Annotated in this window: 21 protein-coding genes; 13 read left to right on the top strand and 8 right to left on the bottom strand. The window is 59.7% G+C overall.

What is annotated here, in order from left to right:
• Positions 1 to 26: 26 nt before the first annotated feature.
• Positions 27 to 839, bottom strand: a complete 813-nt coding sequence (locus PY650_RS21625) for a DeoR/GlpR family DNA-binding transcription regulator (RefSeq protein WP_285866595.1) — start codon at positions 837 to 839, stop codon at positions 27 to 29.
• Between the two features lie 205 nt (positions 840 to 1,044).
• Between PY650_RS21625 and PY650_RS21620 the strand changes: the two genes are divergently transcribed.
• Together PY650_RS21620 and rhaI are read left to right on the top strand one after the other, a co-directional pair.
• Positions 1,045 to 3,141 (top strand): bifunctional rhamnulose-1-phosphate aldolase/short-chain dehydrogenase, encoded by a 2,097-nt coding sequence (locus PY650_RS21620; protein WP_285881593.1) that lies wholly within the window; start codon positions 1,045 to 1,047, stop codon positions 3,139 to 3,141.
• Between the two features lie 63 nt (positions 3,142 to 3,204).
• Positions 3,205 to 4,497: an L-rhamnose catabolism isomerase gene (gene rhaI / locus PY650_RS21615; protein WP_285881592.1), complete on the top strand. Its 1,293-nt coding sequence runs from the start codon at positions 3,205 to 3,207 to the stop codon at positions 4,495 to 4,497.
• A 318-nt stretch (positions 4,498 to 4,815) separates the two neighbouring features.
• On the opposite strand, the gene PY650_RS21610 is transcribed toward rhaI, so the two are convergent.
• Positions 4,816 to 5,721 (bottom strand): LysR family transcriptional regulator, encoded by a 906-nt coding sequence (locus PY650_RS21610; protein ID WP_285881591.1) that lies wholly within the window; start codon positions 5,719 to 5,721, stop codon positions 4,816 to 4,818.
• A gap of 119 nt (positions 5,722 to 5,840) precedes the next feature.
• On the opposite strand from PY650_RS21610, the gene PY650_RS21605 reads away from it, so the two are divergent.
• Together PY650_RS21605 and PY650_RS21600 are read left to right on the top strand one after the other, a co-directional pair.
• Positions 5,841 to 6,263 (top strand): DoxX family protein, encoded by a 423-nt coding sequence (locus tag PY650_RS21605; RefSeq protein WP_349644507.1) that lies wholly within the window; start codon positions 5,841 to 5,843, stop codon positions 6,261 to 6,263.
• 44 nt (positions 6,264 to 6,307) lie between these two features.
• The gene (locus tag PY650_RS21600; RefSeq protein WP_285881589.1) at positions 6,308 to 7,180 is read left to right on the top strand and encodes an NmrA family NAD(P)-binding protein; all 873 of its coding nucleotides are present in this window, start codon (positions 6,308 to 6,310) and stop codon (positions 7,178 to 7,180) included.
• A 119-nt stretch (positions 7,181 to 7,299) separates the two neighbouring features.
• Here the strand turns inward: PY650_RS21600 and PY650_RS21595 are convergent, their stop codons facing one another.
• The 4 genes from PY650_RS21595 to PY650_RS21575 form a co-directional block, all read right to left on the bottom strand.
• Positions 7,300 to 7,497, bottom strand: a complete 198-nt coding sequence (locus PY650_RS21595) for a hypothetical protein (RefSeq protein WP_285881588.1) — start codon at positions 7,495 to 7,497, stop codon at positions 7,300 to 7,302.
• 325 nt (positions 7,498 to 7,822) lie between these two features.
• Positions 7,823 to 9,025: an ROK family transcriptional regulator gene (locus PY650_RS21585; RefSeq protein WP_285881587.1), complete on the bottom strand. Its 1,203-nt coding sequence runs from the start codon at positions 9,023 to 9,025 to the stop codon at positions 7,823 to 7,825.
• A 194-nt stretch (positions 9,026 to 9,219) separates the two neighbouring features.
• Positions 9,220 to 9,522, bottom strand: a complete 303-nt coding sequence (locus tag PY650_RS21580; protein WP_285881586.1) for a hypothetical protein — start codon at positions 9,520 to 9,522, stop codon at positions 9,220 to 9,222.
• Positions 9,523 to 9,654: 132 nt separating this feature from the next.
• Positions 9,655 to 10,302, bottom strand: a complete 648-nt coding sequence (locus PY650_RS21575; protein WP_285881585.1) for a TetR/AcrR family transcriptional regulator — start codon at positions 10,300 to 10,302, stop codon at positions 9,655 to 9,657.
• Between the two features lie 154 nt (positions 10,303 to 10,456).
• On the opposite strand from PY650_RS21575, the gene PY650_RS21570 reads away from it, so the two are divergent.
• From PY650_RS21570 to PY650_RS21545, 6 genes are all read left to right on the top strand, one after another.
• Complete coding sequence (locus tag PY650_RS21570; protein ID WP_432761561.1) at positions 10,457 to 11,623, top strand: HlyD family secretion protein; 1,167 nt, start codon at positions 10,457 to 10,459, stop codon at positions 11,621 to 11,623.
• A 27-nt stretch (positions 11,624 to 11,650) separates the two neighbouring features.
• Positions 11,651 to 13,234 carry a DHA2 family efflux MFS transporter permease subunit gene (locus tag PY650_RS21565; RefSeq protein WP_285881583.1) on the top strand — a complete coding sequence of 528 codons (1,584 nt, stop codon included), beginning with the start codon at positions 11,651 to 11,653 and terminating at the stop codon, positions 13,232 to 13,234.
• 515 nt (positions 13,235 to 13,749) lie between these two features.
• Positions 13,750 to 14,010, top strand: a complete 261-nt coding sequence (locus tag PY650_RS21560) for a hypothetical protein (RefSeq protein ID WP_285881582.1) — start codon at positions 13,750 to 13,752, stop codon at positions 14,008 to 14,010.
• Positions 14,011 to 14,335: 325 nt separating this feature from the next.
• Positions 14,336 to 15,460, top strand: coding sequence for a tartrate dehydrogenase (locus PY650_RS21555; RefSeq protein ID WP_285881581.1), 1,125 nt, complete (start codon positions 14,336 to 14,338; stop codon positions 15,458 to 15,460).
• Positions 15,461 to 15,495: 35 nt separating this feature from the next.
• Positions 15,496 to 16,974: an NAD-dependent succinate-semialdehyde dehydrogenase gene (locus PY650_RS21550; protein WP_285881580.1), complete on the top strand. Its 1,479-nt coding sequence runs from the start codon at positions 15,496 to 15,498 to the stop codon at positions 16,972 to 16,974.
• An 8-nt stretch (positions 16,975 to 16,982) separates the two neighbouring features.
• Positions 16,983 to 17,777: an HpcH/HpaI aldolase family protein gene (locus PY650_RS21545; protein WP_285881616.1), complete on the top strand. Its 795-nt coding sequence runs from the start codon at positions 16,983 to 16,985 to the stop codon at positions 17,775 to 17,777.
• Between the two features lie 325 nt (positions 17,778 to 18,102).
• On the opposite strand, the gene PY650_RS21540 is transcribed toward PY650_RS21545, so the two are convergent.
• Together PY650_RS21540 and PY650_RS21535 are read right to left on the bottom strand one after the other, a co-directional pair.
• Entirely contained in the window at positions 18,103 to 19,296 is a 1,194-nt protein-coding gene (locus tag PY650_RS21540; protein WP_285881579.1) for a Gfo/Idh/MocA family protein, read from the bottom strand.
• 95 nt (positions 19,297 to 19,391) lie between these two features.
• Entirely contained in the window at positions 19,392 to 19,598 is a 207-nt protein-coding gene (locus PY650_RS21535; protein WP_285881578.1) for a hypothetical protein, read from the bottom strand.
• A gap of 170 nt (positions 19,599 to 19,768) precedes the next feature.
• Here PY650_RS21535 and PY650_RS21530 point away from each other — a divergent pair, with 170 nt between their 5' ends.
• From PY650_RS21530 to PY650_RS21520, 3 genes are all read left to right on the top strand, one after another.
• Positions 19,769 to 20,803, top strand: coding sequence for a substrate-binding domain-containing protein (locus PY650_RS21530; protein ID WP_285881577.1), 1,035 nt, complete (start codon positions 19,769 to 19,771; stop codon positions 20,801 to 20,803).
• Between the two features lie 235 nt (positions 20,804 to 21,038).
• Positions 21,039 to 21,968: a sugar phosphate isomerase/epimerase family protein gene (locus PY650_RS21525; protein ID WP_285881576.1), complete on the top strand. Its 930-nt coding sequence runs from the start codon at positions 21,039 to 21,041 to the stop codon at positions 21,966 to 21,968.
• 11 nt (positions 21,969 to 21,979) lie between these two features.
• A complete protein-coding gene (locus PY650_RS21520; RefSeq protein WP_285881575.1) occupies positions 21,980 to 23,101 on the top strand; it encodes a Gfo/Idh/MocA family protein in 1,122 nt (373 codons plus the stop codon).
• Positions 23,102 to 23,105: the final 4 nt, after the last annotated feature.

Below are 23,105 nucleotides of genomic sequence, written 5' to 3'. Positions count from 1 at the left end.
ATAGGCTATGCTCACCCCGCCACATCTCACGCGACTGACGGGGAATCCTCCCTCTCGGCCTGCGCCGTGACGCTCGTTATGATCAGCGATACGCCGGCATCCTCGATCATGCGTACAGTCTCCGCCGAAATGCCATCATCGGTGATGATGGTGGTCACTTGCTCGAGCGGACATAGGATCAGGCTGGAACGCTGATGGAACTTGCTCGAATCGACCATGACGACCAGTTCGTCCGCCTGGCGCATCAGCTTCTGCTCGCTCTGGATCACCAGGGCATCGGCCTCCATGATGCCGAGCGGGCCAACGCCCTGCGCGCCGATGAACATGCGCCGCGCATAAAAATTCCGGGTGGTGTCATTGTCGAAGGGTGACAAGATCAGGCTCTGCTCGCGATAGATCGCGCCGCCCGGAACCGTCACCGTGTTCTTCGAATGCTTGACCAAATGTTCGGCGATGGCGAAGGAATTGGTCATCACCTGCAGCCGGTAGGCCGAAATATAATGGACAAGCTGGAATGTCGTCGTGCCGCCATTGATGATGATGGCATCGCCCTGGCCGCATAATTCGGCCGCCTTGCGCGCAATTGCGCGTTTTCTATCGATATTGACGCCTTCTGAAACGCGGAAGGGGCGTCCGGCCAGATTGCCGAGTTGCGGAGGATGGATCGATTCGGCGCCACCGCGCACGCGCCGGATCTTTCCCTGCACATGCAGGGCCGCAATATCGCGGCGGATCGTTGCTTCGGAGGCCTCGGTCAATTCAGAAATATCCTGAATCGTCACCACAGGCTTTTCCTGTACGGCGCTTAAAATGATGCGATGGCGTTCACGTTCGTGCATCGGCTCCTCCTTCTCGGGTTATTTCGTAGATGTGACAAAGTGTCAATCACAAACGCTCAAAAACTTTCATATTGCATCGCAGCATTGTCAATTATGATCGTTTTCGATTGACAAAGCGACTGTGCGTGAGCGATATCGTGACGGTAAAGGGCGGTCGGAAGACGATTTGGGCCGCCTCCGAGACATGACCTTTTGGGAGGATGACATGGCGGCTGACGTTCAGCTTCTGGAAAACCGTTGGGATGATGCATATGCGGCCCGCTTGGATGAGCCGGGCAAGCTCATCTATCGCTCCAATTTGCTCGGCGCCGACAAGCGTATCACCAATTATGGTGGCGGCAATACATCCGCCAAGGTCATGGAAACTGATCCGCTGACCGGCGAAAAGGTCAAAGTTCTGTGGGTCAAAGGTTCCGGCGGCGATGTCGGAACGATCAAACTCGACGGTTTTGCAACGCTTTATCAGGACAAGCTCGAGAGCCTGAAGAGCATCTACAAGGGTGTGGCCGACGAGGATCGCATGGTCGGCTTCCTGCCGCATTGCACCTTCAACCTCAATGCCCGCGCTGCGTCGATCGACACGCCACTACACGGCTTTGTGCCCTTCACCCATGTCGACCATATGCATCCCGACGCGATCATCGCGATCGCCGCTTCGAAGAATTCCCGCGAACTGACCCGCGAAATCTTCGGTGAAGAGATCGGCTGGCTGCCCTGGCGGCGTCCCGGTTTCCAGCTCGGCCTCGATCTCGAAGCCTTCGTCAAGGCCCATCCGAACGCCAAGGGCGTCATTCTCGAAAGCCATGGCCTCTTCACATGGGCGAACGACGCGAAGGCCTGCTACGAACTGACGCTGACGATCATCAATAAAGCAATCCAATGGTTTGCGGAGAAAACTGAAGGTAAAACCATTTTCGGTGGCGCGGCCGTTCAGAGCCTGCCGCAAGCGGAACGCCGCGCGATTGCCGCCAAGCTGATGCCGGAAATCCGCGGCCGAATCGGCAAGGCGGAACGCAAGCTCGGCCATTTCGATGATCAGGATGCCGTGCTCGAATTCGTCAATTCGAAAAACCTCCGTCCGCTCGGAGCGCTCGGCACCAGCTGCCCGGACCATTTCCTGCGCACCAAGATCCGGCCGCTGATCGTCGACTTCGATCCTAAAAAGCCCGACGCCGACGCCGTCATCGCCGGTCTCGACAAGGCCCTGGAGGCCTACCGCGCCGACTACGCCCGCTATTACAACGACTGCAAGCATGACAATTCGCCTGCCATGCGCGATCCCAACCCGGTTATCTTCCTGGTGCCGGGCGTCGGCTTGCTCTCCTTTGCCCGCGACAAGGCGACGGCGCGCATTGCCGGCGAGTTCTACGTCAACGCCATCAATGTCATGCGCGGCGCGTCGACCGTATCCGAATATCAGGGCCTGCCGGAGCAGGAAGCCTTCGATATCGAATATTGGCTTTTGGAAGAAGCAAAGCTGCAGCGCATGCCGAAGCCGAAAAGCCTTGCCGGCCGCGTTGCTTTCGTCACCGGCGGCGCCGGCGGCATTGGCCGCGCAACGGCGGCGCGCCTGGTGGGTGAGGGCGCCTGCGTGGTGCTCGCCGACATCGACCAGGCGGCCCTCGAGACCACGCAGGAGGATTTCGCCAAGAAATACGGTGCGGACGCCGTGCGCAGCGTCAAACTTGACGTGACCAAGGAGGTCGCTGTGATTTCGTCCTTTGCAGAAGCCTGCATCGAATTCGGCGGTATCGACATCCTCGTCTCCAACGCCGGTATTGCTTCCTCCGCTCCGATCGAAAGCACGGAGCTTTCGATGTGGAACCGCAATATCGACATTCTCGCTACCGGCTATTTCCTGGTTTCGCGTGAGGCCTTCCGGCTTTTCCGCCGCCAGAACCTCGGCGGCAACGTCGTTTTCGTCGCCTCCAAGAACGGTCTTGCCTCGTCGCCGAATGCGGCCGCCTATTGCACGGCCAAGGCAGCCGAAATCCATCTGGCGCGCTGCCTGGCGCTCGAGGGTGCGGAGGCGGGCATTCGCGTCAACACCGTCAATCCCGACGCCGTCCTGCGCGGCTCCAAGATTTGGAACGGCGAATGGCGCGAACAGCGCGCTGCCTCTTCGAAGATCGAGGTGGACGAGCTCGAGGAACATTACCGCAAACGTTCATTGTTAAAGTTGAACGTCTTCCCGGAAGATATTGCGGAAGCTATCTATTTCCTGGCTTCTGACCTTTCCGCTAAGTCGACCGGCAACATCATCAATGTTGATGCCGGCAATGCGCAGAGCTTCACGCGCTAACTAAATTCGGCTCGCGCGGGCTGGAATGAGCGCCGCGCGAGCCTCCAATTTCGGGAGGAAAAAATGACCGAGTTTAGAATTGCGACGGATCTGGTCGCTGCGGAAAACGACAAGCGCGCTGCTGCGCTGAAATCCGAATATGAAGCGCTCGGCGCGGCACTTGCGCGCCGCGACGTCGATATCGAGGCGGTGACGAAAAAGGTCTCCGAATTCTTTGTCGCCGTGCCCTCTTGGGGTGTCGGCACCGGCGGTACACGCTTTGCCCGTTTTCCCGGTACCGGCGAACCGCGCGGCATTTTCGACAAGCTCGACGATTGCGCCGTCATCCACCAGTTGACGCAGGCGACACCTACGGTTTCGCTACACATCCCCTGGGATAAGGTGGATGCCAAGGAATTAAAGGCGAAGGGCGATGCTCTCGGTCTTGGCTTCGATGCCATGAATTCCAATACCTTCTCCGACGCTCCCGGCCAGGCGCGCTCTTACAAATACGGCTCGCTCAGCCATGTCGACGCGGCGACCCGCGCCCAGGCTGTCGAGCATAATCTGGAATGCATCGAGATCGGCAAGGCGATAGGTTCGAAGGCGCTGACGGTTTGGATCGGCGACGGTTCCAACTTCCCAGGTCAGAGCAATTTCACCAAGGCGTTCGAGCGTTACCTCGCCGCAATGGCGGAAATCTACAAGGCACTGCCGGATGACTGGCGGCTGTTTTCCGAGCACAAGATGTACGAGCCGGCTTTCTATTCGACCGTCGTGCAGGATTGGGGCACAAACTATCTGATCGCCCAGACGCTCGGGCCGAAGGCTTTGTGCCTTGTCGATCTCGGCCACCATGCGCCAAACACCAATATCGAGATGATCGTCGCCCGCCTCATCCAGTTCGGCAAGCTTGGCGGCTTCCATTTCAACGATTCGAAATATGGCGACGACGATCTCGACGCCGGTGCGATCGAGCCCTATCGCCTGTTCCTCGTCTTCAATGAATTGGTCGACGCCGAGCATCGCGGCGTAAAAGGCTTCCATCCGGCGCATATGATCGACCAGTCGCACAATGTCACCGACCCGATCGAAAGCCTGATCTCCAGCGCCAACGAAATCCGTCGCGCCTATGCGCAGGCATTGATCGTCGACCGCAAGACGCTGGCGGACTATCAGGACGCCAACGATGCCCTGATGGCGTCGGAGACGCTGAAGCGTGCCTACCGTGCCGACGTCGAGCCCATCCTCGCTGAAGCTCGCCGCCGCGCGGGCGGCGCCATCGATCCCGTCGCGGCCTTCCGCACGAGCGGCTATCGGAAAAAGGTGGCAAGCGAGCGCCCGGTTTCGGCGGCAGGCGGTGGCGGAATTATCTGAAAGATCAAAAGTCAAGAAGCCGGGAGGTTGCCGGCTTTCTGACCGGATGATCCTCGTCCTCGAGCGTGGCGGCATTGAGCAGCGGCTTGAGCAGACAACCGACGAATGGCACGGCTTGCCTCAATTTTCTATGCTCATTGTAGCCTAAGATCATGCGGCACGTTGACAGTGATGCGTGATAACGTAGCCGCTTCCATTGAAGGCATCATCGACCAAAGTCGCAAGGACGCTCTCCTTGTCGTCAATCTCAATCGTTTTCATCAGGTCACCCATCCGCAGATAAAGCTGCCGGGGGGACGGACGACGATGTTCGTCTCGCTATTCCAGATACGGCGCCAGCACATCTTCGATCCATTTCATGAACGCGCGGACCCGGCGCGACAGATTGCTCCGATGTGCTACGACGAGGGACACGGGGATCGCGCGGTGACGAAATTCGGGTAAGATCTCCACGAGTGCTCCACGCTCAAAGTATTGGCCAATCCCCAAGAGTGGCGCTTGGATGAGGCCAAGGCCGGCGACGGCAGCGGCGTCGTAGGTCTGCGCGCTGTTGACGTGTAACGCACCTGGCAATTGAAGCGTCGCGTAGCTGTTGCCGTCCGGATATTCCCATCCATAGGGTTTTGCGCCTAGCGTCGTCGAAAAATGAATTGTTCGATGTTGCTGACGCTTGAGATCTTCTAGCGATCGAGGGACGCCATAGCGCGCCAGATAGGCGGGGCTGGCAGCATTAACCACGCGCAATTGGCCCAGCTGGCGGGCAATCAGCGTTTCGTCCCCTATGGGTCCAAGCCGCAATACACAGTCGAACCCCTCTTGAACCAGATCGACTTGCCGATCCGTACTCGAGATCTCCAGTTCCAACTCGGGGTGGGTCGCCATGAAATCCGGCAGGGCCGGCACGATCGTCGTGCGCGCCACCTCGGTCGGAAGATCGACCCGCAAACGCCCGCGAAGTGCCACTCGATCGCTTGCGAACATTGAGTGCAGATCATCAACTTCAGCGAGCAGATCGCGGGCACGGGCGTGAAATGCGCGTCCGTCCTCCGTCAATTGCACGCTGCGCGTCGTCCGGTGCAGGAGCCTGACACCGACATCTTCTTCCAGCTTCCGGACCGCCGTTGAGGCCCTTCCCTTTTGGATGCCCAGGCTATCGGCCGCGCGGGTGAAGCTACCCATTTCCGCTACCGTTATGAAAATCAGGATGGGTTCGAGATTCTGCATGGTTGTGCCTCGATATTGTTCGCCGAGCGGAGAACAGTTAGTTCATTTTCTTAACGTTTATCATAGCTGGGAGGCACAGTAAGCTCCAAATATGGGATCCACCCATCGGAGAGTGACAAATGTCTGAAACTATGAACCTCCATCAGGTGCCTGAATCTATGATCTTACATCGCGCGCTGTGGGCTGGCCGGATAATGAGCGCGTTCGTCGTTCTCGCTCTGGCGGCGGACGGGACTACTCAGCTTTTCGCCCCGGCGCAGATTGCGAGCATGTTGCAGGAAACCGGGTTTGCGATGGACCTGACCCGTGTCGTGGGTCCGATCATATTCGCCTGCGCCATCCTCTACGCCATCCCGGCCACCGCTGTCCTCGGCGCGATCCTGGTGACGGGTTTTTTGGGAGGTGCCATCTGCGCTCATGTCCGCATCGGTGAGTTGGGGTCGCCGCCGGAAATCATTTCCCTGCTTCTGGGCGCTTTGACCTGGGGCGGGCTTTATCTGCGCGATGCCCGTATCCGGGCCATTCTGCCGCTCATCCGTTGAACCAAAACGGGCAGTGCCAGTCCCTCAAGATCAGGAGAAAACACATGTTTTTAGTAATGGGAATCACGGGAAAAGTGGGCGGCGCAACGGCAGCACATCTGTTGGCGCACGGCAAGGAAGTGCGCGCGCTGGTCCGCAATCGCGAGAAGGCGTCAAGCTGGGCGAACCGGGGCGTGGAACTGGTTGACGGTGATTGGAATGATCCCGCAGCCATCGAGCGGGCGCTCAAAGACGTCGATGGCGCGTTTGTCATGTTGCCGGCTGAATGGGCGCTCTCGCCTGATTACAAAGAAGCAAAGGGCGTGATTGCAAATTATGTCGAGGCGCTCACCAAGGCAGCGCCGCCGCGAGTGGTTGCGCTTTCGTCGATGGGTGCGAACCGAACCAGCGGGCTCGGGATGATCACGGCCTTGTCGCTGCTGGAGCAAGGTTTTCGCGACCTGGCATCACCAATCGCCTTCGTGCGCGCCGGCGGCTTCTTCGAAAACTTCCTTTACGGCCTGCACGTCGGCCAGGGCGGCACGCTGCCGGTCTACTATAATCCGACCAACCGGAAATCGACGATGGTCGCGACGAACGACATCGGCGCGGAGGTCGCAACCCTTCTGACGGGGCCAGCTTGGTCAGGGCATCGCGTCATCGAGCTTGGTTCGATGGTCAGCGCGGATGAAGTCGCCGAGCAATTGGGCGAAGTCCTGAAGCTTGACGTGAAAGCCTCTGCAATCCCGCGTGCAGGGTGGACGGAAGCGTTCGAGCAATTCGGCATCCCGAAAGGCCACACCGGACCCGCCGAAGAAATGTTTGATGCGGTGAATGCGGGATGGATGGACCTCGGAACCGAGGGTACGGAGCACGTGGCGGGTACGACGTCCGCACGCGATGTATTCGAGGCTGAAAAGAAGACCGTGACAGCGTGAAGCGCGACGTTCACACCAAGGAAGATCGAGACGAGGACGCGGGCGTTCCACCGCGACGCTAGACAAAGGCCGGGCGACCGATCGCGATTGGCTCCTATCGCATGGTCGGGGTTCCAAAGCTATCGGTCGCCTATCCACCATTGTCGGAAGTCTGGAAGGTCATAATAGCCGTTTTCGGCGGCTCCGATCGCCGGCGACAGCACGCGGCCCATGTCGAAACGACCGTAGGAGCCGATCAGCCGGCACCAGGCATCGCCGGTTACGGTGACCGCATGCGGACTGTCATTGCGTGAAACCCTTCTCCAAGACGCAATCAAGCTTTGCCTTCTACGGAGCGCGGCCGGAGCCATTGAGCGAGACAGGCTTGCCGCCGGCGGGGGCTGTTGAGGGCAAAGCGGTCGCCGCAATGCCGGTCATGTGCGGATCGACGACCGACTGCAGCGCGACCGCAGCAACTGCCGCATCGACTGCGCTGCACCCAAGATATCGACCGCCGCGAGCGTTGCCTGCGCGTGCGAGGTCACCGCCATGCCCTACCGGAAATAGCGACCGAACGGCCTGACTTGAAAAAATCCCGCCGCTGCATGTCCTTCAATGTCCTCGGTCTGGTTGTTGCTGTCTGCTGCACGGCCTCCATATCGTTTACGACGCCTTCTCAGCCAGCAACGCCATGCCGAGATCAGCGCGCCCTGGCATTTCAAACAGCGTCTCGCGAAACTGGTCGAGTGCAGTGGCGATGGCGCCGAAGAGGCCGGCCTGGCTGCCGAGCGGACTGATGGTGCAGGACAGCGGCACGGGCACGCAACGCGCCAGATAGAAGCTGATCCGCTCCACCAGCTCGGGCCGTGCCCCGACGCTGCCGCCGAAAATCACCACCTCGGGATCGACGACGGCTGCGATGGCAACGAGGGAGGTCGCGACGACACGCGCCACTTCATCGATTACCATGCCCGCTGCCAGATCATCCCTGCGCTCGAACAATTCGCGCACCGTCAGGCCCGGCGTGCCGCCGAGCGCCTCATAGCGGCCGCGGATGGCGATGCTGCCGATTGCCGATTCCAGCGCGCCGGCCATGAAACTGCGGGAATCGAAGGGATCGGCACCGATCGGCAGAGTGGCGATTTCGCCGGCTGCCCCGCGGGCGCCGCGGACGATGCGGCCCTCGTTGACGATGCCCATGCCGATGCCGGTGCCGAGCGCCACGAAAACGAAATTGTCGATACTGCGGCCGTTACCCAGCCATTGCTCACCCTTGGCGGCCATATTGACATCGTTCTCGATGAGGATGCCATAGCCGAGCCTGTCTCGAAGCAGGTCTTCGAAAGCCAAGTCCGTCAGGCCGGGGATATTCGGCACCATGGTCAGCCGCCGGGTCTTCGGATGAACCGCGCCGGGGATGCCGATCGCACCCATCTTCACCGACTTCTTGGCAATGCCGGTCTTTGCGAGCAGGGTGTCATGCACGCGAACGATCTGGTCGACAACGCATTCGCCACCGCGCGAGTCGGTGCTCTCTACGAGTTCTCCGACGATTGCGCCGGTAAGATCGGCCAGTGCAGCATGGATCTTGGTGCCGCCGATGTCGACGCCGAAAACGAAGGCCTTGCGCGGCTCCAATTCATAGGTCACGGCACTTCGGCCAACCGCACCCTTTGTGCGGCCGGTTACACGCAGCCAACCCTCATCCTGGAGATCTCGGACGATCTCGGACATGCTTTGCTTCGACAGCCCCGTCAGTCGCGCCAGCTCAGCGCGCGACACCGGGGCGTTTTCGAAGACAGCGCGCAGTACGGCGCGGGATGTGATCTGCCGGGTAAGGGGAACAGACGTTGAAAGATCGGTCATGGCCTAATTTTTTGTCAGCTTTGGGAACAAATTATCGACTGAAAATGAGGCGTCAAGTCCGATGTTCAGTATAAGTGGTCGATGTTTAGCCATTGACTACTGTTCGATCAAACATTTAGTCAGGATGCATTACGATCGCGACCAACCATCCGTCACATACTGCTATATAAATTCTGGGCAGGTGGGCAGGCCTCTTAGGGGTTCGCCACAGGCAGATAATTTATGGGATCTTCCTTCAAAGCGCTGATGACGGCGTCGGTCATGGCAGTAACGATTGGATCCGGGCATGCGGCAACATTGCGCGTCGGACGACAGGACGATCCGGAACCGCTCGATCCGGCGATGAGGGGCAACCATACCGGCTGCATCGTTTTGCCGTCATGTGCGACAAGCTCGTCGATATCAACGCCAATCCGGAGATCGTGCCGCAGCTCGCGACCGCCTTCCTCGCCGTGGGTCAGCGCCCACCGGATCCTCCTGGGTTCGATGCTGGGCACGGCACGGCAGTTCCTTTAGCAGGCGCCGTGAATGCCGATCTGGCCGGGTGTGGCGATCATGGTATCGGTCATGGACTTCAGCCCACTCGGCGATGGCCTCAACGACGCGGTCGATCCGCGCCAGGATTGATTTCAAACCTGGCAGCCCTTTAGGAATACCTCAGCGCATATTCGCGCCCGCCGATTGATTTCTGCGATGTTCGGGGCAGGGAGCTGGCGAAGGATAGCGGCGCGTTGCGGCTCCATGATCATCATTCCTCGCAGCATGCCGGAGGCCATATGTGGATCTTCCAGGCGGATGAGTCCACGTTCGCACTGCGTCGTCAGCCATTTCTCCATGAAGGCATTCGAGCGAACGATCGCCGTTTCATAGAAGGATGTCGCGATTTCCGGAAAGCGATCGGATTCGGCGATGACAAGCCGCATCATATCGATGGTTTCGTCCGACATTGTGAGCATGCCATAGGCCATCAACAGCCGCTCCAGTCCCTGCCGCACATCCATCGTCGCGAGCGCCGACTGGTCCAGCGCCACGAAAAACCGGCTTATACGGTCAGAAACAATGCTTGAGAACAGATCAGCCTTGGTCGGAAACAACCGGTAGAGCGTCTTGGTCGAGACGCCGGCGGCCTGTGCGATCGCGTTGATGCTTGCCGCCGCGTAGCCGTTTTCCCGGAATTGCACGTCGGCGGCCTCGATGATCAGGCTTTTTGTGTCGTCGTCGCAGCGAAGCTGGGGTCGGCCGCGGGGGCGCCTCTCAATTATTTGATTTTCGACCATGATGATTTTCCAAATTCCTGTTGACTTCCTATTTATAGTGCATATTTTGGAAAACAGCAAGTTTCCTAAATATCGGGCCGAAGATTTTTGCGGGCGTCCGCCCCTCCAAGACGATCGGTTATCAGGAGAGAGAACAGTGGAAAACAAGGTTCACATACTGAATGCCGGCAAGCAGGCACCGGTCGCCGAAGCCCCTGCAATGGACGCCGGCAAACCGGACGTGTCGGTCGAACTGGCGCGTATCGCCGTAGAGGAAAAGCCGGCGGCGAAGAAGCGGGGCAAGTCGTTCTTGCTTGGCGCGACGGCGCTCGCCGTGATCGCTGCGGCTGCTTACTACGGTCATAATTACTGGACGGTCGGCCGCTTCCAGGTATCGACCGACGATGCCTATGTGCAGGCAGACAATAGTGCTATCGCGCCGAAGATTTCCGGCTATATCACCGATGTCGTCGTCAACGACAACCAGACAGTCAAGGCAGGGCAGGTGCTCGCACGCATCGACGACCGCGATTTCAAAACGGCGCTCGATCAGGCCAAGGCCGATGTTGCCGCCGCTCAGGCCGATGTAGAGGCCAGGCAGGCGTCCGTCGATATGCAGCAGTCATTAATCTCGGCTGCCAAGGCGACCGTCGATGTCGACAAGGCCAACGAGACCTTCGCCGAGCAGAACGACAAGCGCTATGCGAACCTGTCCGTCAACGGATATGCGCCGGTGCAGACCGCACAACAGGCCGCGTCGCAGATCGCGGCTGCCCGCGCCGCGATCGATCGTGACACGGCATCGCTCGCCGCTACGACCAAGCAGGTCGATCTGTTAAAGGCGCAGCTGGCGCAAGCCAAGGCAACACTTGCCCATGACCAGGCCGTGCAAAACCAGGCAGAGCTCAATCTATCCTATACAACGATTATCGCACCGCTCGACGGCGTCGTCGGCAACCGCACGCTCCGCGTCGGCCAATATGTGCAAGCGGGTACGCAGTTGATGTCGGTCGTGCCGACGTCGGCGGCCTATATCGTTGCGAATTATAAAGAGACCCAGTTGACCGACGTGCACGCGGGCCAGCCGGTCGATATCGAAGTCGATATGTTCCCCGGCCGCGTCTATCACGGCCATGTCGACAGCCTGGCGCCTGCCAGCGGCCAGGAATTCGCACTGCTGCCCCCGGACAACGCCACGGGCAATTTCACCAAGGTCGTGCAACGCATCCCGGTCAAGATCGTGCTCGATAGCGACAGCGTCGCTTCTGGCGACCTGCGCCCCGGCATGTCGGTACAGCCGAGTATCGACATCAAGACGGCCGACCAGGGCCGCGGCGCTTGAACGGTGAAGGATGAGGAGTATTGAGCCATGTCCACCACCACAGCCACCACCATCCCACAGCCGAGTGCGAGAGCAAGCACCAAAGAATGGATCGCCGTGCTCGCCGGCATGATCGGCGCCTTCATGGCGATCTTGAACATCCAGATCACCAATGCCTCCCTCCTCGATATCGAGGGTGGCATAGGCACGGGCGTCGATAACGGCGCCTGGATCTCCACCTCCTATCTGATCGGCGAAATCGTCGTCATCCCGCTGACGGCATTCTTCAGCAACGTCTTTTCATTCCGCCGCTATATTCTGGTAAACTCGATCCTGTTCCCATTGTTGTCGATCGCCTGCGCCTTCGCGCATGATCTCGGTACGATGATCGTGCTGCGTGGGCTGCAGGGTTTTGCCGGCGGCGTGCTCATCCCCATGGCCTTCACGATGATCCTGACCAAGCTGCCCAAGGCACAGCAGCCGACCGGTCTGGCGATCTTCGCACTCTCGGTCACGGTTGCCCCGGCCATCGGCCCCACCATCGGCGGCTATCTGACCGAAAATTACGGCTGGCAGACGATCTTTTTCATCAATGCCCTGCCGAGCGCCATCATGGCCATCGCCCTTGCCCTGACACTCGAAAAGGGACCGCTGCAACTTGGCCTTCTGAAGCAGGGCGACTGGGCTGGCATCGTGACGATGGCAATCGGGCTTTCAGCGCTGCAGACCGTGCTCGAAGAGGGCAATAAGGACGACTGGTTCTCCTCGCCCTTCATCCTGAAGCTCAGCGCTATCGCCGTCGTTTCGCTCAGCGCCTTCATCTGGATAGAGCTGACCGTCAAGAACCCGCTGGTAAAGCTGCGCCTTTTGAAGCAACGCAATTTCGGCATCGGCGTTCTCGTCAACGTGCTGGTCGGCTTCGCGCTCTTCGGCTCGGTCTATATCCTGCCGCAATATCTAGGCCAGGTGCAGCGTTACAATGCCGAGCAGATCGGCAACGTGCTGGCCTGGACCGGCTTGCCGCAACTCATCCTCATTCCGCTGGTTCCGATGATGATGAAGCGCTTCGATGTCCGCTATATCGGCTTCCTCGGCATTGGCATCTTCGCCATAAGCTGCTTCATGAACGTGACGCTTTCCGCCGATACGGCGGGCGACCAGTTCTGGATACCGAATATCGTGCGCGCCATCGGCCAGGCCATGGTTATTACCCCGATAACCGCCATCACGACGGCAGGTATTGCACCCGCCGATGCCGCCGCCGCATCCGGCCTGACCAATATGCTGCGAAATCTCGGGGGCGCGGTCGGAACGGCGACGCTCGGCACTGTGCTCACCAAGCGCGAGCAGTTCCATTCCAACATCATTGGCCAGTCGGTGACGCTGGCGCGCGATGAGGTGAGGGAGCGGCTGACGCAGACGACCAATTATTTCCTGTCGCATGGCGTATCGGATCATGCGCTTGCCGTGCAGAAGGCGACGGTCGTCCTCGGCAGCATCATCAAGCGGCAAGCGCTTATCATGGGCTTCAGCGACACGTTCGCCGTCATCGGCATCCTGCTGGCGACCGCCGCGATCGCTACGCTTTTCGCCCGCAAGCCCCAAGCTGGCGGCGGGGCTGGTGCCCACTGATCCGGCATCGGTTCCAGCGCGATATGGTCTGGCTGCTGGGTGCTGGCCAGACGCAAACAGACTTCTTTCGATGGCTTTATATGGGCCGCGACAAGCTCAGCCAGCTCGCCGCGGTCGCCGGCTGATCCGGTGACGCTTCCCAAATTCGGGCGCTAAGCGCTCAGCCGACGTAGCTCGCATAAGTACTTGGCACTAACCACCGCGCTCTCGTAAGGCGGCATGGTCGGCCGGTCGACTTCCGCGCGACGATCCAACCATCGACGTCAGGGCCAAGTTCGGCAAGCATGAGCCAGGACAATAAAATGGTAACGGCGAGTGCGAAGAGGTCCTTTCGAGATGCGTGTCATAGATCGTGACATACCTTGTTTGCCATCGGGCATCGGAAGGGTACAATCATTCATGGGTAGCATTGTTCCGCGCCCCTTCGGCCACTTCATGAAATCATGTGCGAAACCATCCTAGCAGCTCATCGTTTCACTGCATGCTCGTGAGAGCGTCTGAAATCGGAGACAGTGATGAAGCAACCTGCAATGTCCGAAATGGCAAACATCGCCGAGACAGTCGGTCGGCTCGCCACAAACGGGATGAAACCGAAGGAATTGATCGCGGCCGTACGACAGGAGCACCCTAACGCCTCGAAAAAAGATGTGTCGAGAGCGGCTTTCTATGCGGTAATTATTGCTTCTCAGCAGAAATCGGAACGCGTGGTTGACCTGCACAACCTTGCGGTTCAGACGCGCAATAGCCCCGACGATGCTCGGCTTGACGATCACTGAACAGCTCTGCCAATGGTCTCTTTGCGAGCGGTGACCAAGGAACTTTCCCTTCCCATCGGAGATTTGATGACTGCTTGCACTCCATGCGAGCCGAGCCGGGGGCGCCAATTCAAATGTCCATCCGGGTGGCGCCCCGGGCATGACATGACCGGCCGATAGGAGCGGCTCTATCAATGGAGATGACTCATCCCGGATCCGGTGGACGAGAGCGATGTGGCCCCCCGCCCGCCTGTTCCTCGCCGCTGACGACGGTAAGATGATCACCATACAAGTGCTGCAGGCGAACGGCGGAACGGTCTGAAGACAGGCGAGAGGAGAGGTTTCCATGAGCAGCGTTCACGCTTCCATTCCCCAGCGGAATTATAGGATCGCAGCCATCCCGGGAGACGGGATCGGGACGGAGGTGATCGCGGCCGGGCTGGAAGTACTGGATGTGCTGGCAGCGCGTAGCGGGTTCTCGATCGAAGTCGATCATTTTGATTGGGGCAGTGAACGCTATCGCAGAACCGGCGCCTTCATGCCATCCGATGGGCTGACCTTGTTGAAGAAGGCGGATGCGATCTATTTTGGCGCCGTCGGCGCGCCGGATATTCCGGACCATGTTACCTTGTGGGGACTTAGGCTGCCGATCTGCCAGCGGCTCGACCAATTTGCCAATGTCCGCCCGACCAGGATTTTTCCCGGCGTCACCAGCCCACTTCGCGGTGTCGAACGAGGTGATCTCGACTGGCTGATCGTGCGCGAAAATTCCGAGGGCGAATATTCCGGCCATGGTGGGCGCGCCCATATCGGCCTGCCGGAGGAGGTGGCGACGGAAACGTCGATCTTCACCCGCCGCGGAGTCGAGCGGATCATGCGCTTTGCTTTCACTGAAGCTTCGAAACGTCCGCGCAAGCATCTGACCGTCGTCACCAAATCGAATGCCCAGCGCCACGGCCTGGTGTTGTGGGACGAAATCGCTGCCGAGGTCGCTTCAAATTTTCTGAATGTTTCCTGGGACAAGGAACTGGTCGACGCCATGACCTTCCGCATGGTCAGCCGGCCGAGAAGCATCGATACGGTCGTGGCAACCAATCTGCATGCCGATATTCTGTCTGATCTTGCCGCCGCACTTGCCGGTTCGATCGGCATTGCACCCACGGGCAATATCGATCCCGAACGCCGGTTTCCTTCGATGTTCGAACCCATCCACGGCTCGGCCTTCGACATTACCGGCAAGGGTATCGCCAATCCGGTCGCGAGCTTCTGGACTGCCTCGATGATGCTCGAGCATCTCGGCGAGGCCGCCGCCGCTCATGCGCTGATCACGGCGGTGGAACAGGTTTGCGCGGCCGGCATTCTCACTCCAGATCTTGGTGGCAAGGCGACGACCGTGGAGGTGACACGCGCAGTCTGCGACGCGCTTCGCGGCTCCAACTTCGCGCCGGGACAAGCAAGCATCCAAGCCTGATTGCCGGCGCTATTCCTTTTGGGAGGATCACGATCATGTATCAGCGTCTTTCTGGTCACACGCTCCGTCGTCCGGAGCTTTTTCGCGAGGCCAATTACATCGGCGGCAAATGGGTCGCCGCCGATAGCGGCCGCACCTACGATGTCCTCAACCCGGCAACGGGAGATATCATCGGCCGCATGCCGTCCATGGGTGCGGCGGAGACCAACCGCGCGATCGACGCCGCCTACAAGGCGCAGAAGGCCTGGGCGGCGTTGAGCGCGCAACAACGATCCGACTATCTCAAAAGACTCTGTTCGTTGATGATCGCAAACACCGAGGATCTGGCGGCGATCATGACGATAGAACAGGGCAAGCCGCTTAGCGAAAGTCGCGGCGAGATCGCCTATTCGGCGAGCTTCATTGAATGGTTCGCCGAGGAGGCCAAGCGTGTCTATGGCGATGTGATCCCGTCGCCTGTCGCCGGCCGTCGGCTGATCGTTCAGAAGCAGCCGATCGGCGTATTTGCGGCGATCACGCCCTGGAACTTTCCTTCAGCTATGATTACCCGCAAGGCCGGCCCCGGATGGGCCGCAGGCTGCACCGGCATCATTCGTCCGGCGAGCCAGACACCCTATTCAGCTTTGGCGATCGCGGTTCTCGCTGAAGAGGCCGGGTTTCCCGCCGGTGTGTGCAACATCATTACCGGCCCTTCGTCGGAAACCGGACCGGCAATCACGGCAAGCCCGCTGGTCAGAAAGCTTTCCTTCACCGGCAGCACCGCTGTCGGCGCAAGATTGCTCGCCGAGTGTGCGCCGACGATCAAGAAGACCAGCATGGAACTCGGCGGCAACGCGCCGTTCATCGTGTTCGACGATGCCGATCTCGATGAAGCCGTAAAAGGCGCGATCGGCTCGAAGTTCCGCAACACCGGTCAGACCTGCGTTTGCGCCAACCGCATTCTGGTGCAGGACAAGGTGCATGACGCCTTTGCAGAAAAGCTGAGTGCGGCCGTCGCCAAGCTGAAGCTAGGCAACGGCATGGAGGATGGCGTGACGCTTGGCCCGCTGATCGACGAAGCCGCTATGCGCAAGGTCGAGGCGCATGTCGCCGACGCTCTGGAGCGAGGCGCCAGGCTGGTTTCCGGCGGCAAGCGTGACGGTCGCAGCGGCAATTTCTACGAGCCGACAATCTTGGCCGGCGTGTCCACGGCTGCAGACATTTTTCATGAGGAAACGTTTGGGCCTGTCGCGCCATTGTTTCGCTTCGAGACCGAGGAACAGGCGATCGAAATGGCGAACGACACGCCGTTCGGCCTTGCTTCTTATTTCTATGCGCGCGATGTCGGCCGTATCTTTCGAGTAGCCGAGGCGCTGGAATTCGGTATTGTCGGCATCAACGAGGGCCTTATTTCGACAGCTGTTGCCCCCTTTGGCGGTATGAAGCAATCCGGCATCGGCCGCGAGGGCTCGAAATACGGCATCGAGGAATATCTTGAAGTGAAATATCTTGCCCTTGGCGGGCTTGGTGGTTGAGGAAAATCATTATGACGGCTGATATTGACGGTTTTGCTGGGCGACTAAAGCGCCGCGAAAATGGTGGCGTGATCGCAGCCTGGATCGGCACGCCTGACCCGCTGCTGGTCAACCACCTGTCGCAAGAGGCCTTCGACGCCGTGGTGCTCGACATGCAGCACGGCATGTGGGACATGGCCTCCGCCGCCAATGGCATCGCCCAGGTGCGGCTGACCGGCAAGCCGGCGATCGCACGCATTCCCGTCGCCGATTTCGCCTCCGCCTCGCGGTTGCTGGACGCCGGGGCCTCCGCCATCATTGCGCCGATGATCAATTCGGCCGATGACGCTCGCGCCCTAGTCAAGGCAACGAAATATCCGCCACTCGGCGAGCGCAGTTGGGGGCCTTCGCTCGCGCTCAATCATTTCGGCATCGCCGCTGACGAGTATTTGCAGGGTGCCAATGGACTGACCGTCACCATCGCCATGGTCGAGACCCGTGCCGCGCTCGATGCCATTGATGAAATCCTCGCCGTCGACGGTATCGACGGCGTCTTCATCGGCCCGTCCGATCTTTCGATCGCGCTCTCGAATGGTGCGCGTCTGGCGCCCGACAGTGCTGCGATCGACCAGACATTGGCGCATGCCGTGGCGCGTTGCCGAGCCCATGGCAAGCTGATCTGCGCTTTCGGCACCGACGGTGACCGCGCCGGGCAATTCTTGAAGCTTGGCCTCGATCTCGTCATTGCCGGTGCCGAAACAGCACAACTGCGCGCCGGCGCCCGTGCTGCAATTTCCACCGCGCGGAAGATTGCCAATAGTTGACCGATCTCTCCTCTTCGCAGCCAAGCTGTGTCCGTGATGCCGCGGCTTATCGACCGACACGGATCGCCAGGCGGCGCGGGATCGAAAACGCTAGTGCCGCGATTGCAGATATTGGCGCCCTTTGAGGGGCGATTTTAACGTTGCAAGGTTATACATATTGTGGCTACAGCGGTTGCCGACGTCTTGTGCCGGTGTGACGGCATTTTGCAACGCGACGATCGCCAGTGCGGCGGCTAGCACAGTCGGCGTCGTCTTCATAGGCCCGCAGGGAATGCGGATTGGAATCTATGGTGGGCCCCGGGATTTAAAAATCACGACCCGGAAATTAAAACCGATCGTGCTCGTAAACCACCTCAGCCCACGTCCCTTTCGCCGTCGACTCGAGGCAAGCATCGATGAAGGCGAGAGCGTCAACACCGGTCCAGGCATTGGGCGTCAATTGGGCCAGCGGATCAGGCTCGGCGCCGGCAATGCGGGCGGCAACCAGTTCGGCGAAATCGGTATAGATATTGGCAAAGGCCTCGAAGAAAGCTTCGGGGTGGCCGGTGGGCAGGCGGGTGCCTCGCTGGGCGTGCGGATGCAGGCTCGGCAGGCCGCGCGTGCGCACTTCGTCTGCGCGGTTTAGCCGCATGACGCGCAGATCGTTGGCTTCGGCTTGGGTCCAGGAAACGCCGCCGTCTTCTCCATAGGCTTCTATGCTGACGACATTCTGCGCACCCGTCGCCACCTTGCTAACCAGCATCTGGCCCCGCGTTCCGTCATCGAATTTCAGGATCACTTGCGCGGTGTCATGTGCCGTGCGGCCAGGCAGCGACGGGCCGACATCGGCGAGTACTACGGTGATGCGGCGGCCACAGACAAAGCTCATCAGTTGATGAGCATGCACGCCGATATCGCCAAGGACATGGCTCTTGCCGCCCTTGGCAGCATCAAGCCGCCATTTGGTGCGCAGAGCCATCCTGTCCGGCTCGGCCTCGACAGGTCGGCTGAGCGAGCCCTGCACATAGCGGACATTGACAAGACGGAGAGCGCCAATCTCGCCGCCTGCAACGGTGGCACGCGCCTCGCGCACCATGGGATAGCCGGAGTAATTATGGGTGAGCGAGAGGATACGGCCGCAGTCATGCGCCTTGCGGGCAAGTGCCAGCGCGCTGTCGTAATCGTTGGTCAGCGGCTTGTCGCAGATGACGTCCAGGCCGGCCTCGAGAGCGGCTGCGGCATATTCATAGTGGCTGTCGTTCGGCGTCATGATGGCGACGGCATCGATACCGTCAGCCCGCACGGTTTCGGCCTCGATCATGGCTTGGACATCGGTATAGCCGCGCTTGATGCCGAAGGCATGGGCGGAGTTCAGCGACCGTTCCGGATCGGAGGAAAAGACGCCGGCGGCGAGATCAAAGCAATCGTCCAGCCGTGCGGCCGTGCGGTGAACTGGGCCGATGAGCGAGCCTTGTGCGCCGCCGATCAAGCCGAGACGCACCCGCCTGCCGAGAAGTTTGAAAACTACAGCCTGCGACATGGGGACGCGCCTTTCATAGTGACCGATGAGAGAAATTAGATAGCGCAACCCAATCAAGGGCACAGCGCCACGCTCGATATTTTTGGGACATGATCTCAGCGCGCCGAGGCTGCGACCGACGCCTTGCCGCGCTCGCAGGTCGTCTTCCAATCGGCCGCTTCGATTAGTTCGCGGGGCGCGAGGAAAGCGCCGCCGATTGCAAAAATATTGCGCAGCGCCAGATAGTGGCTGGAATTGTCGTTGGAAATGCCGCTGGGAAGGCTGCGGACAACGCGATAGTAGCGCGCAGGAGAGACTTCCATAGGTCGAACCTGTCATCGCAATCTTATTGGTAGATCGTTGATGCAGGTCATGGCGCCGCGTGGCCCCAAGAGTGATCCTTGCACGCGCGTTCGACAGCGGGCATTGTCGGGAAATTGATGCCTAGCGAAGGGAATTATCGAAAGTGCAAGGATTGGGAACGGGGCGTGGCTTGCGGCGGGATCCGGGTCAGCGTGTGACGCTGCGCACGGTTGCAACTGCGCTCGGCCTGTCGATCACGACCGTCAGTCGTGCCCTGAAGGAGGGACCCGAGGTCAACCGCGAAACGATCGAACTGGTAAAGCGAGTAGCCGGCGAACTCGGTTATCGCCCAAATCTCGGCGGCCTCAACCTGCGGACTGGCAAAACCCACGCAATCGGCATCGTCTTGCCCTTCGAACGCGAAGGCGAGATGAACATCGTCATTGCCTCGCTGGTCGAAGGGGTATCGCGCCATATGAAGGGCTATGGCTATCGTACCACGGTGGTGCCGCAATTGCAGGCTGACGACCCCTTGGCGACGGTTCGCGATCTCGTCGAAGAGGGCTCCGTCGACGGCGTCATCATTACCCACACAAGACCGCAGGACGACCGCGTCAAGTATTTGCTGGAGGTCGGCACGCCCTTCGTCACCTTTGGGCGCACCGAGCTTTTAAGTGTCCATTCAAACGTCGATCTCGATCATGAGGCGATTGGTGCGGAAGCGGCGCGGCTGCTCTTGGATGCCGGCCATCACAGGCCGCTCTTGATCGCGCCGTCCAGCCAGTTCACCTACAGCCTGCAATTCGTCAAAGGCTGGAGCAAAACCTTTACCGCACGCAACCTTACCGTTCCGGACGATCTCATCCATTTTGCAGCGACGACACCGGACAGCGGCCAGGAATTGGCGAAAAATATAATCGCCTGGCATCCCGAAGCGACCGGTGCCTTTGTCGCCAGCGAAGAGGCCGCGCTTGGCTTCCTGGCCGGCTTGCGCAAGGTCGGCCGGAGTGTGAGCAAGGATTTCGGTGTGATCACCTATGGCGGCACCCGATTGCACGATTTCTTCAATCCACCGCTCAGCGCGTTTTACTATTCCAACTATGCCATTGGCGAGCGTCTGGCATCCTTCTTATACCGGGCGATTGGCGGCGATGATCCAAGCGATCTGCGCGAACTCATCAGTGCCGAATTTGTAGATCACGATAGTCAGGCACTTTCCGCTTGACGGAGAAGTTTGGCCAAAAACATCCGTAACGTTTTCATCTCAGCTACTGCCGTAGCATCCGTGCGCAATTGTCGGAAAAAGGCTGCTTGACAGAGCTGAAGTTATCTATCATTCGTAACGTTACGGATTGCGGAATGGAGGGGTAAGAGGCTCCATGCCGGCAAGGGCAGTCAGCAAGAGGACGGGAGCCTCGGGTTTCCTTTGCTGCCACCAAATTTAATGGGAGGATGATGTCGTGGGCGCAGGCTCGCTTTTTTTCGGATCACCAATTTGGACGTTCAACTGGAACCCGCCTTATGAGGCGCCGCTGAAGCGGCTCGCTTGCACCGGCTGCAAGGGTTTCGAGCTCACCGCCTGGTCGGTCGACATGCTGGCCTATTACACGCCGGCGACGATCCGCGGTCTGAAAGAAATCGCCGAGGGTGAGGGGTTGTCGCTCACCAACTTCTTCTTCAACCTGCCCTTCAGCCGCCAGGCGGGTGCTGCCTTTTCCAGCGTCGATCTCGACGGCTACAAGCGCGGCGTCGATGTCGTGGCCGAGATCGGTGCCCCGATCATAACCAGCATGACGCCCTATCCCTTTCAGTCTGACGTCAAGCCGATCCTGCAGCGGCCGATCTCTCAGGAGTGGACGGCGGCGGTCGAGCCGCAATGGGACTGGACGGCGGAATACAATGCCGTGGTCGAGGGTTTTGCCAAGGCATGCGAAATCGCCGGCTCAGCCGGTCTGCGCGTCGCCATCGAGCCGCATCCCTATCGCTGGGTTAGCTCCGGCCAGGGCATGCTACGGCTAATCGAGCGCACCGGCGCTTCAAACCTCGGCCTGAACTTCGATCCGAGCCATCTTTTCCCGGCTGGCGACATGCCGCACTACGTCGTGCTCGCGCTTGGCGATCGCATCTTCAACACGCATTTTTCCGACAATGAAGGCCACACCAACGCCCATTGGCGTCCCGGCCGCGGCAAGATCGACTGGAAGGCAATTTTCGCCGCTCTGCAGGCGATCGGCTACTGCGGCCCGATCACACTGGAGCTGGAGGATGCGCCAGGGGCCTCGCACTGGACACATTTCCGCGAGGCGACGCCTGAATTCGATCAGGAGATGCGGCGCGGCATGAACTATCTGCGCGATGCCGCCGCTGAACTCAACATCACCATTTCTTAGAGGTCATATCCATGAGCACTGCACCCATGAAAGTCGGCATCGTCGGCGCCGGCAATATCAGCGCTACCTATGTCGCAACCCTGCATATGTTCGATTTCATCCGGGTCAAATCGATCTACGACCTTTACGAGGAACCGGCAAAAAAGCTTGCCGCACAATTCGGCCTTCAGGCCGTCTCCCTTGATGCCATGCTCGCCGATCCGGAAATCGGCCTGATCATCAATCTGACAACGCCGACTTCCCATTACTCGATCAGCAAGAAGGCGCTTCTCGCCGGCAAGCATGTCTATTCGGAAAAGCCGCTTGGTATCAGCATTGCGGAAGCCGAAGAACTAATCTCGATTGCTCGCGCCAGCGACCTGCGCCTCGGTTGCGCGCCAGATACCTTCCTCGGCGGCGGCCATCAGTTGACGCGCCGCCTGTTCGATGAAGGGCGGATCGGCAAGGCGGTATCGGCAACCGCCATGCTGCTTCTGCCCGGCCACGAGCACTGGCACCCGAACCCGGCGTTCTTCTATGGCCGCGGCGGCGGACCAATGCTAGACGTCGGTCCTTACTACGTTACCAATCTGATCGCGTTGCTCGGACCGGTGCGTGAAGTCTTCGGTGCCGCCAAGATCACCCGAATCGAACGCACGGTGAAGACCGAGCCGCGGCGCGGCGAGACGATCAAGGTGCTGGTGCCAACGCATTTGACCGGTGTGATGGAGTTCCACAGCGGAGCGACGATAACCATCGCCACAAGTTTCGATGTCATCAAACACAAACACAACCAAATCGAGATTTACGGCTCCGAAGGAAGCATGGTAACACCAGACCCGAACAACTTTACCGGTAAGGTTGAGATATTCCGCGATGGCGGCGAGGCTTGGGAAGAGGTGCCTGTGGACCATCCCTATACTGAAGGCGTGCCGGGCCATCTCGGACTGCGTGGTTTGGGGGCGGCCGAAATGGTAGATTCCCTTCGCGCCGGGCGCCAGCATCGCGTATCGTCCGAACTCGCCTTCCACGCGTTGGAAGTGATGACGGCTTTCGAGCGTTCCGCTCAGTCGCGCAAGGTGGTTGCAATCCACAGCAGTTGCGGCCGGCCGGATCCGATCCCGCGTGCAATTAGTGAGGGACGTTTCGCATAGGCTG

This window comes from Martinezella calliandrae (genome assembly GCF_030272695.1).
In the GTDB taxonomy this organism is placed as follows: Bacteria; Pseudomonadota; Alphaproteobacteria; order Rhizobiales; family Rhizobiaceae; genus Rhizobium; species Rhizobium calliandrae.
Note: the sequence above shows the minus strand (reverse complement) of the source record. Positions and strands in the feature narration are given on the sequence as shown.

Coding starts and splice junctions, on each gene's coding strand:
- PY650_RS21565 (WP_285881583.1), top strand. CDS start 11,651: ATGTCCACCACCACAGCCACCACCATCCCACAGCCGAGTGCGAGAGCA.
- PY650_RS21610 (WP_285881591.1), bottom strand. CDS start 5,721: ATGCAGAATCTCGAACCCATCCTGATTTTCATAACGGTAGCGGAAATG.
- PY650_RS21605 (WP_349644507.1), top strand. CDS start 5,841: ATGTCTGAAACTATGAACCTCCATCAGGTGCCTGAATCTATGATCTTA.
- PY650_RS21575 (WP_285881585.1), bottom strand. CDS start 10,302: ATGGTCGAAAATCAAATAATTGAGAGGCGCCCCCGCGGCCGACCCCAG.
- PY650_RS21520 (WP_285881575.1), top strand. CDS start 21,980: ATGAGCACTGCACCCATGAAAGTCGGCATCGTCGGCGCCGGCAATATC.
- PY650_RS21600 (WP_285881589.1), top strand. CDS start 6,308: ATGTTTTTAGTAATGGGAATCACGGGAAAAGTGGGCGGCGCAACGGCA.
- PY650_RS21585 (WP_285881587.1), bottom strand. CDS start 9,025: ATGACCGATCTTTCAACGTCTGTTCCCCTTACCCGGCAGATCACATCC.
- PY650_RS21625 (WP_285866595.1), bottom strand. CDS start 839: ATGCACGAACGTGAACGCCATCGCATCATTTTAAGCGCCGTACAGGAA.
- PY650_RS21535 (WP_285881578.1), bottom strand. CDS start 19,598: ATGGAAGTCTCTCCTGCGCGCTACTATCGCGTTGTCCGCAGCCTTCCC.
- PY650_RS21560 (WP_285881582.1), top strand. CDS start 13,750: ATGAAGCAACCTGCAATGTCCGAAATGGCAAACATCGCCGAGACAGTC.
- PY650_RS21540 (WP_285881579.1), bottom strand. CDS start 19,296: ATGTCGCAGGCTGTAGTTTTCAAACTTCTCGGCAGGCGGGTGCGTCTC.
- PY650_RS21555 (WP_285881581.1), top strand. CDS start 14,336: ATGAGCAGCGTTCACGCTTCCATTCCCCAGCGGAATTATAGGATCGCA.
- PY650_RS21550 (WP_285881580.1), top strand. CDS start 15,496: ATGTATCAGCGTCTTTCTGGTCACACGCTCCGTCGTCCGGAGCTTTTT.
- PY650_RS21620 (WP_285881593.1), top strand. CDS start 1,045: ATGGCGGCTGACGTTCAGCTTCTGGAAAACCGTTGGGATGATGCATAT.
- rhaI (WP_285881592.1), top strand. CDS start 3,205: ATGACCGAGTTTAGAATTGCGACGGATCTGGTCGCTGCGGAAAACGAC.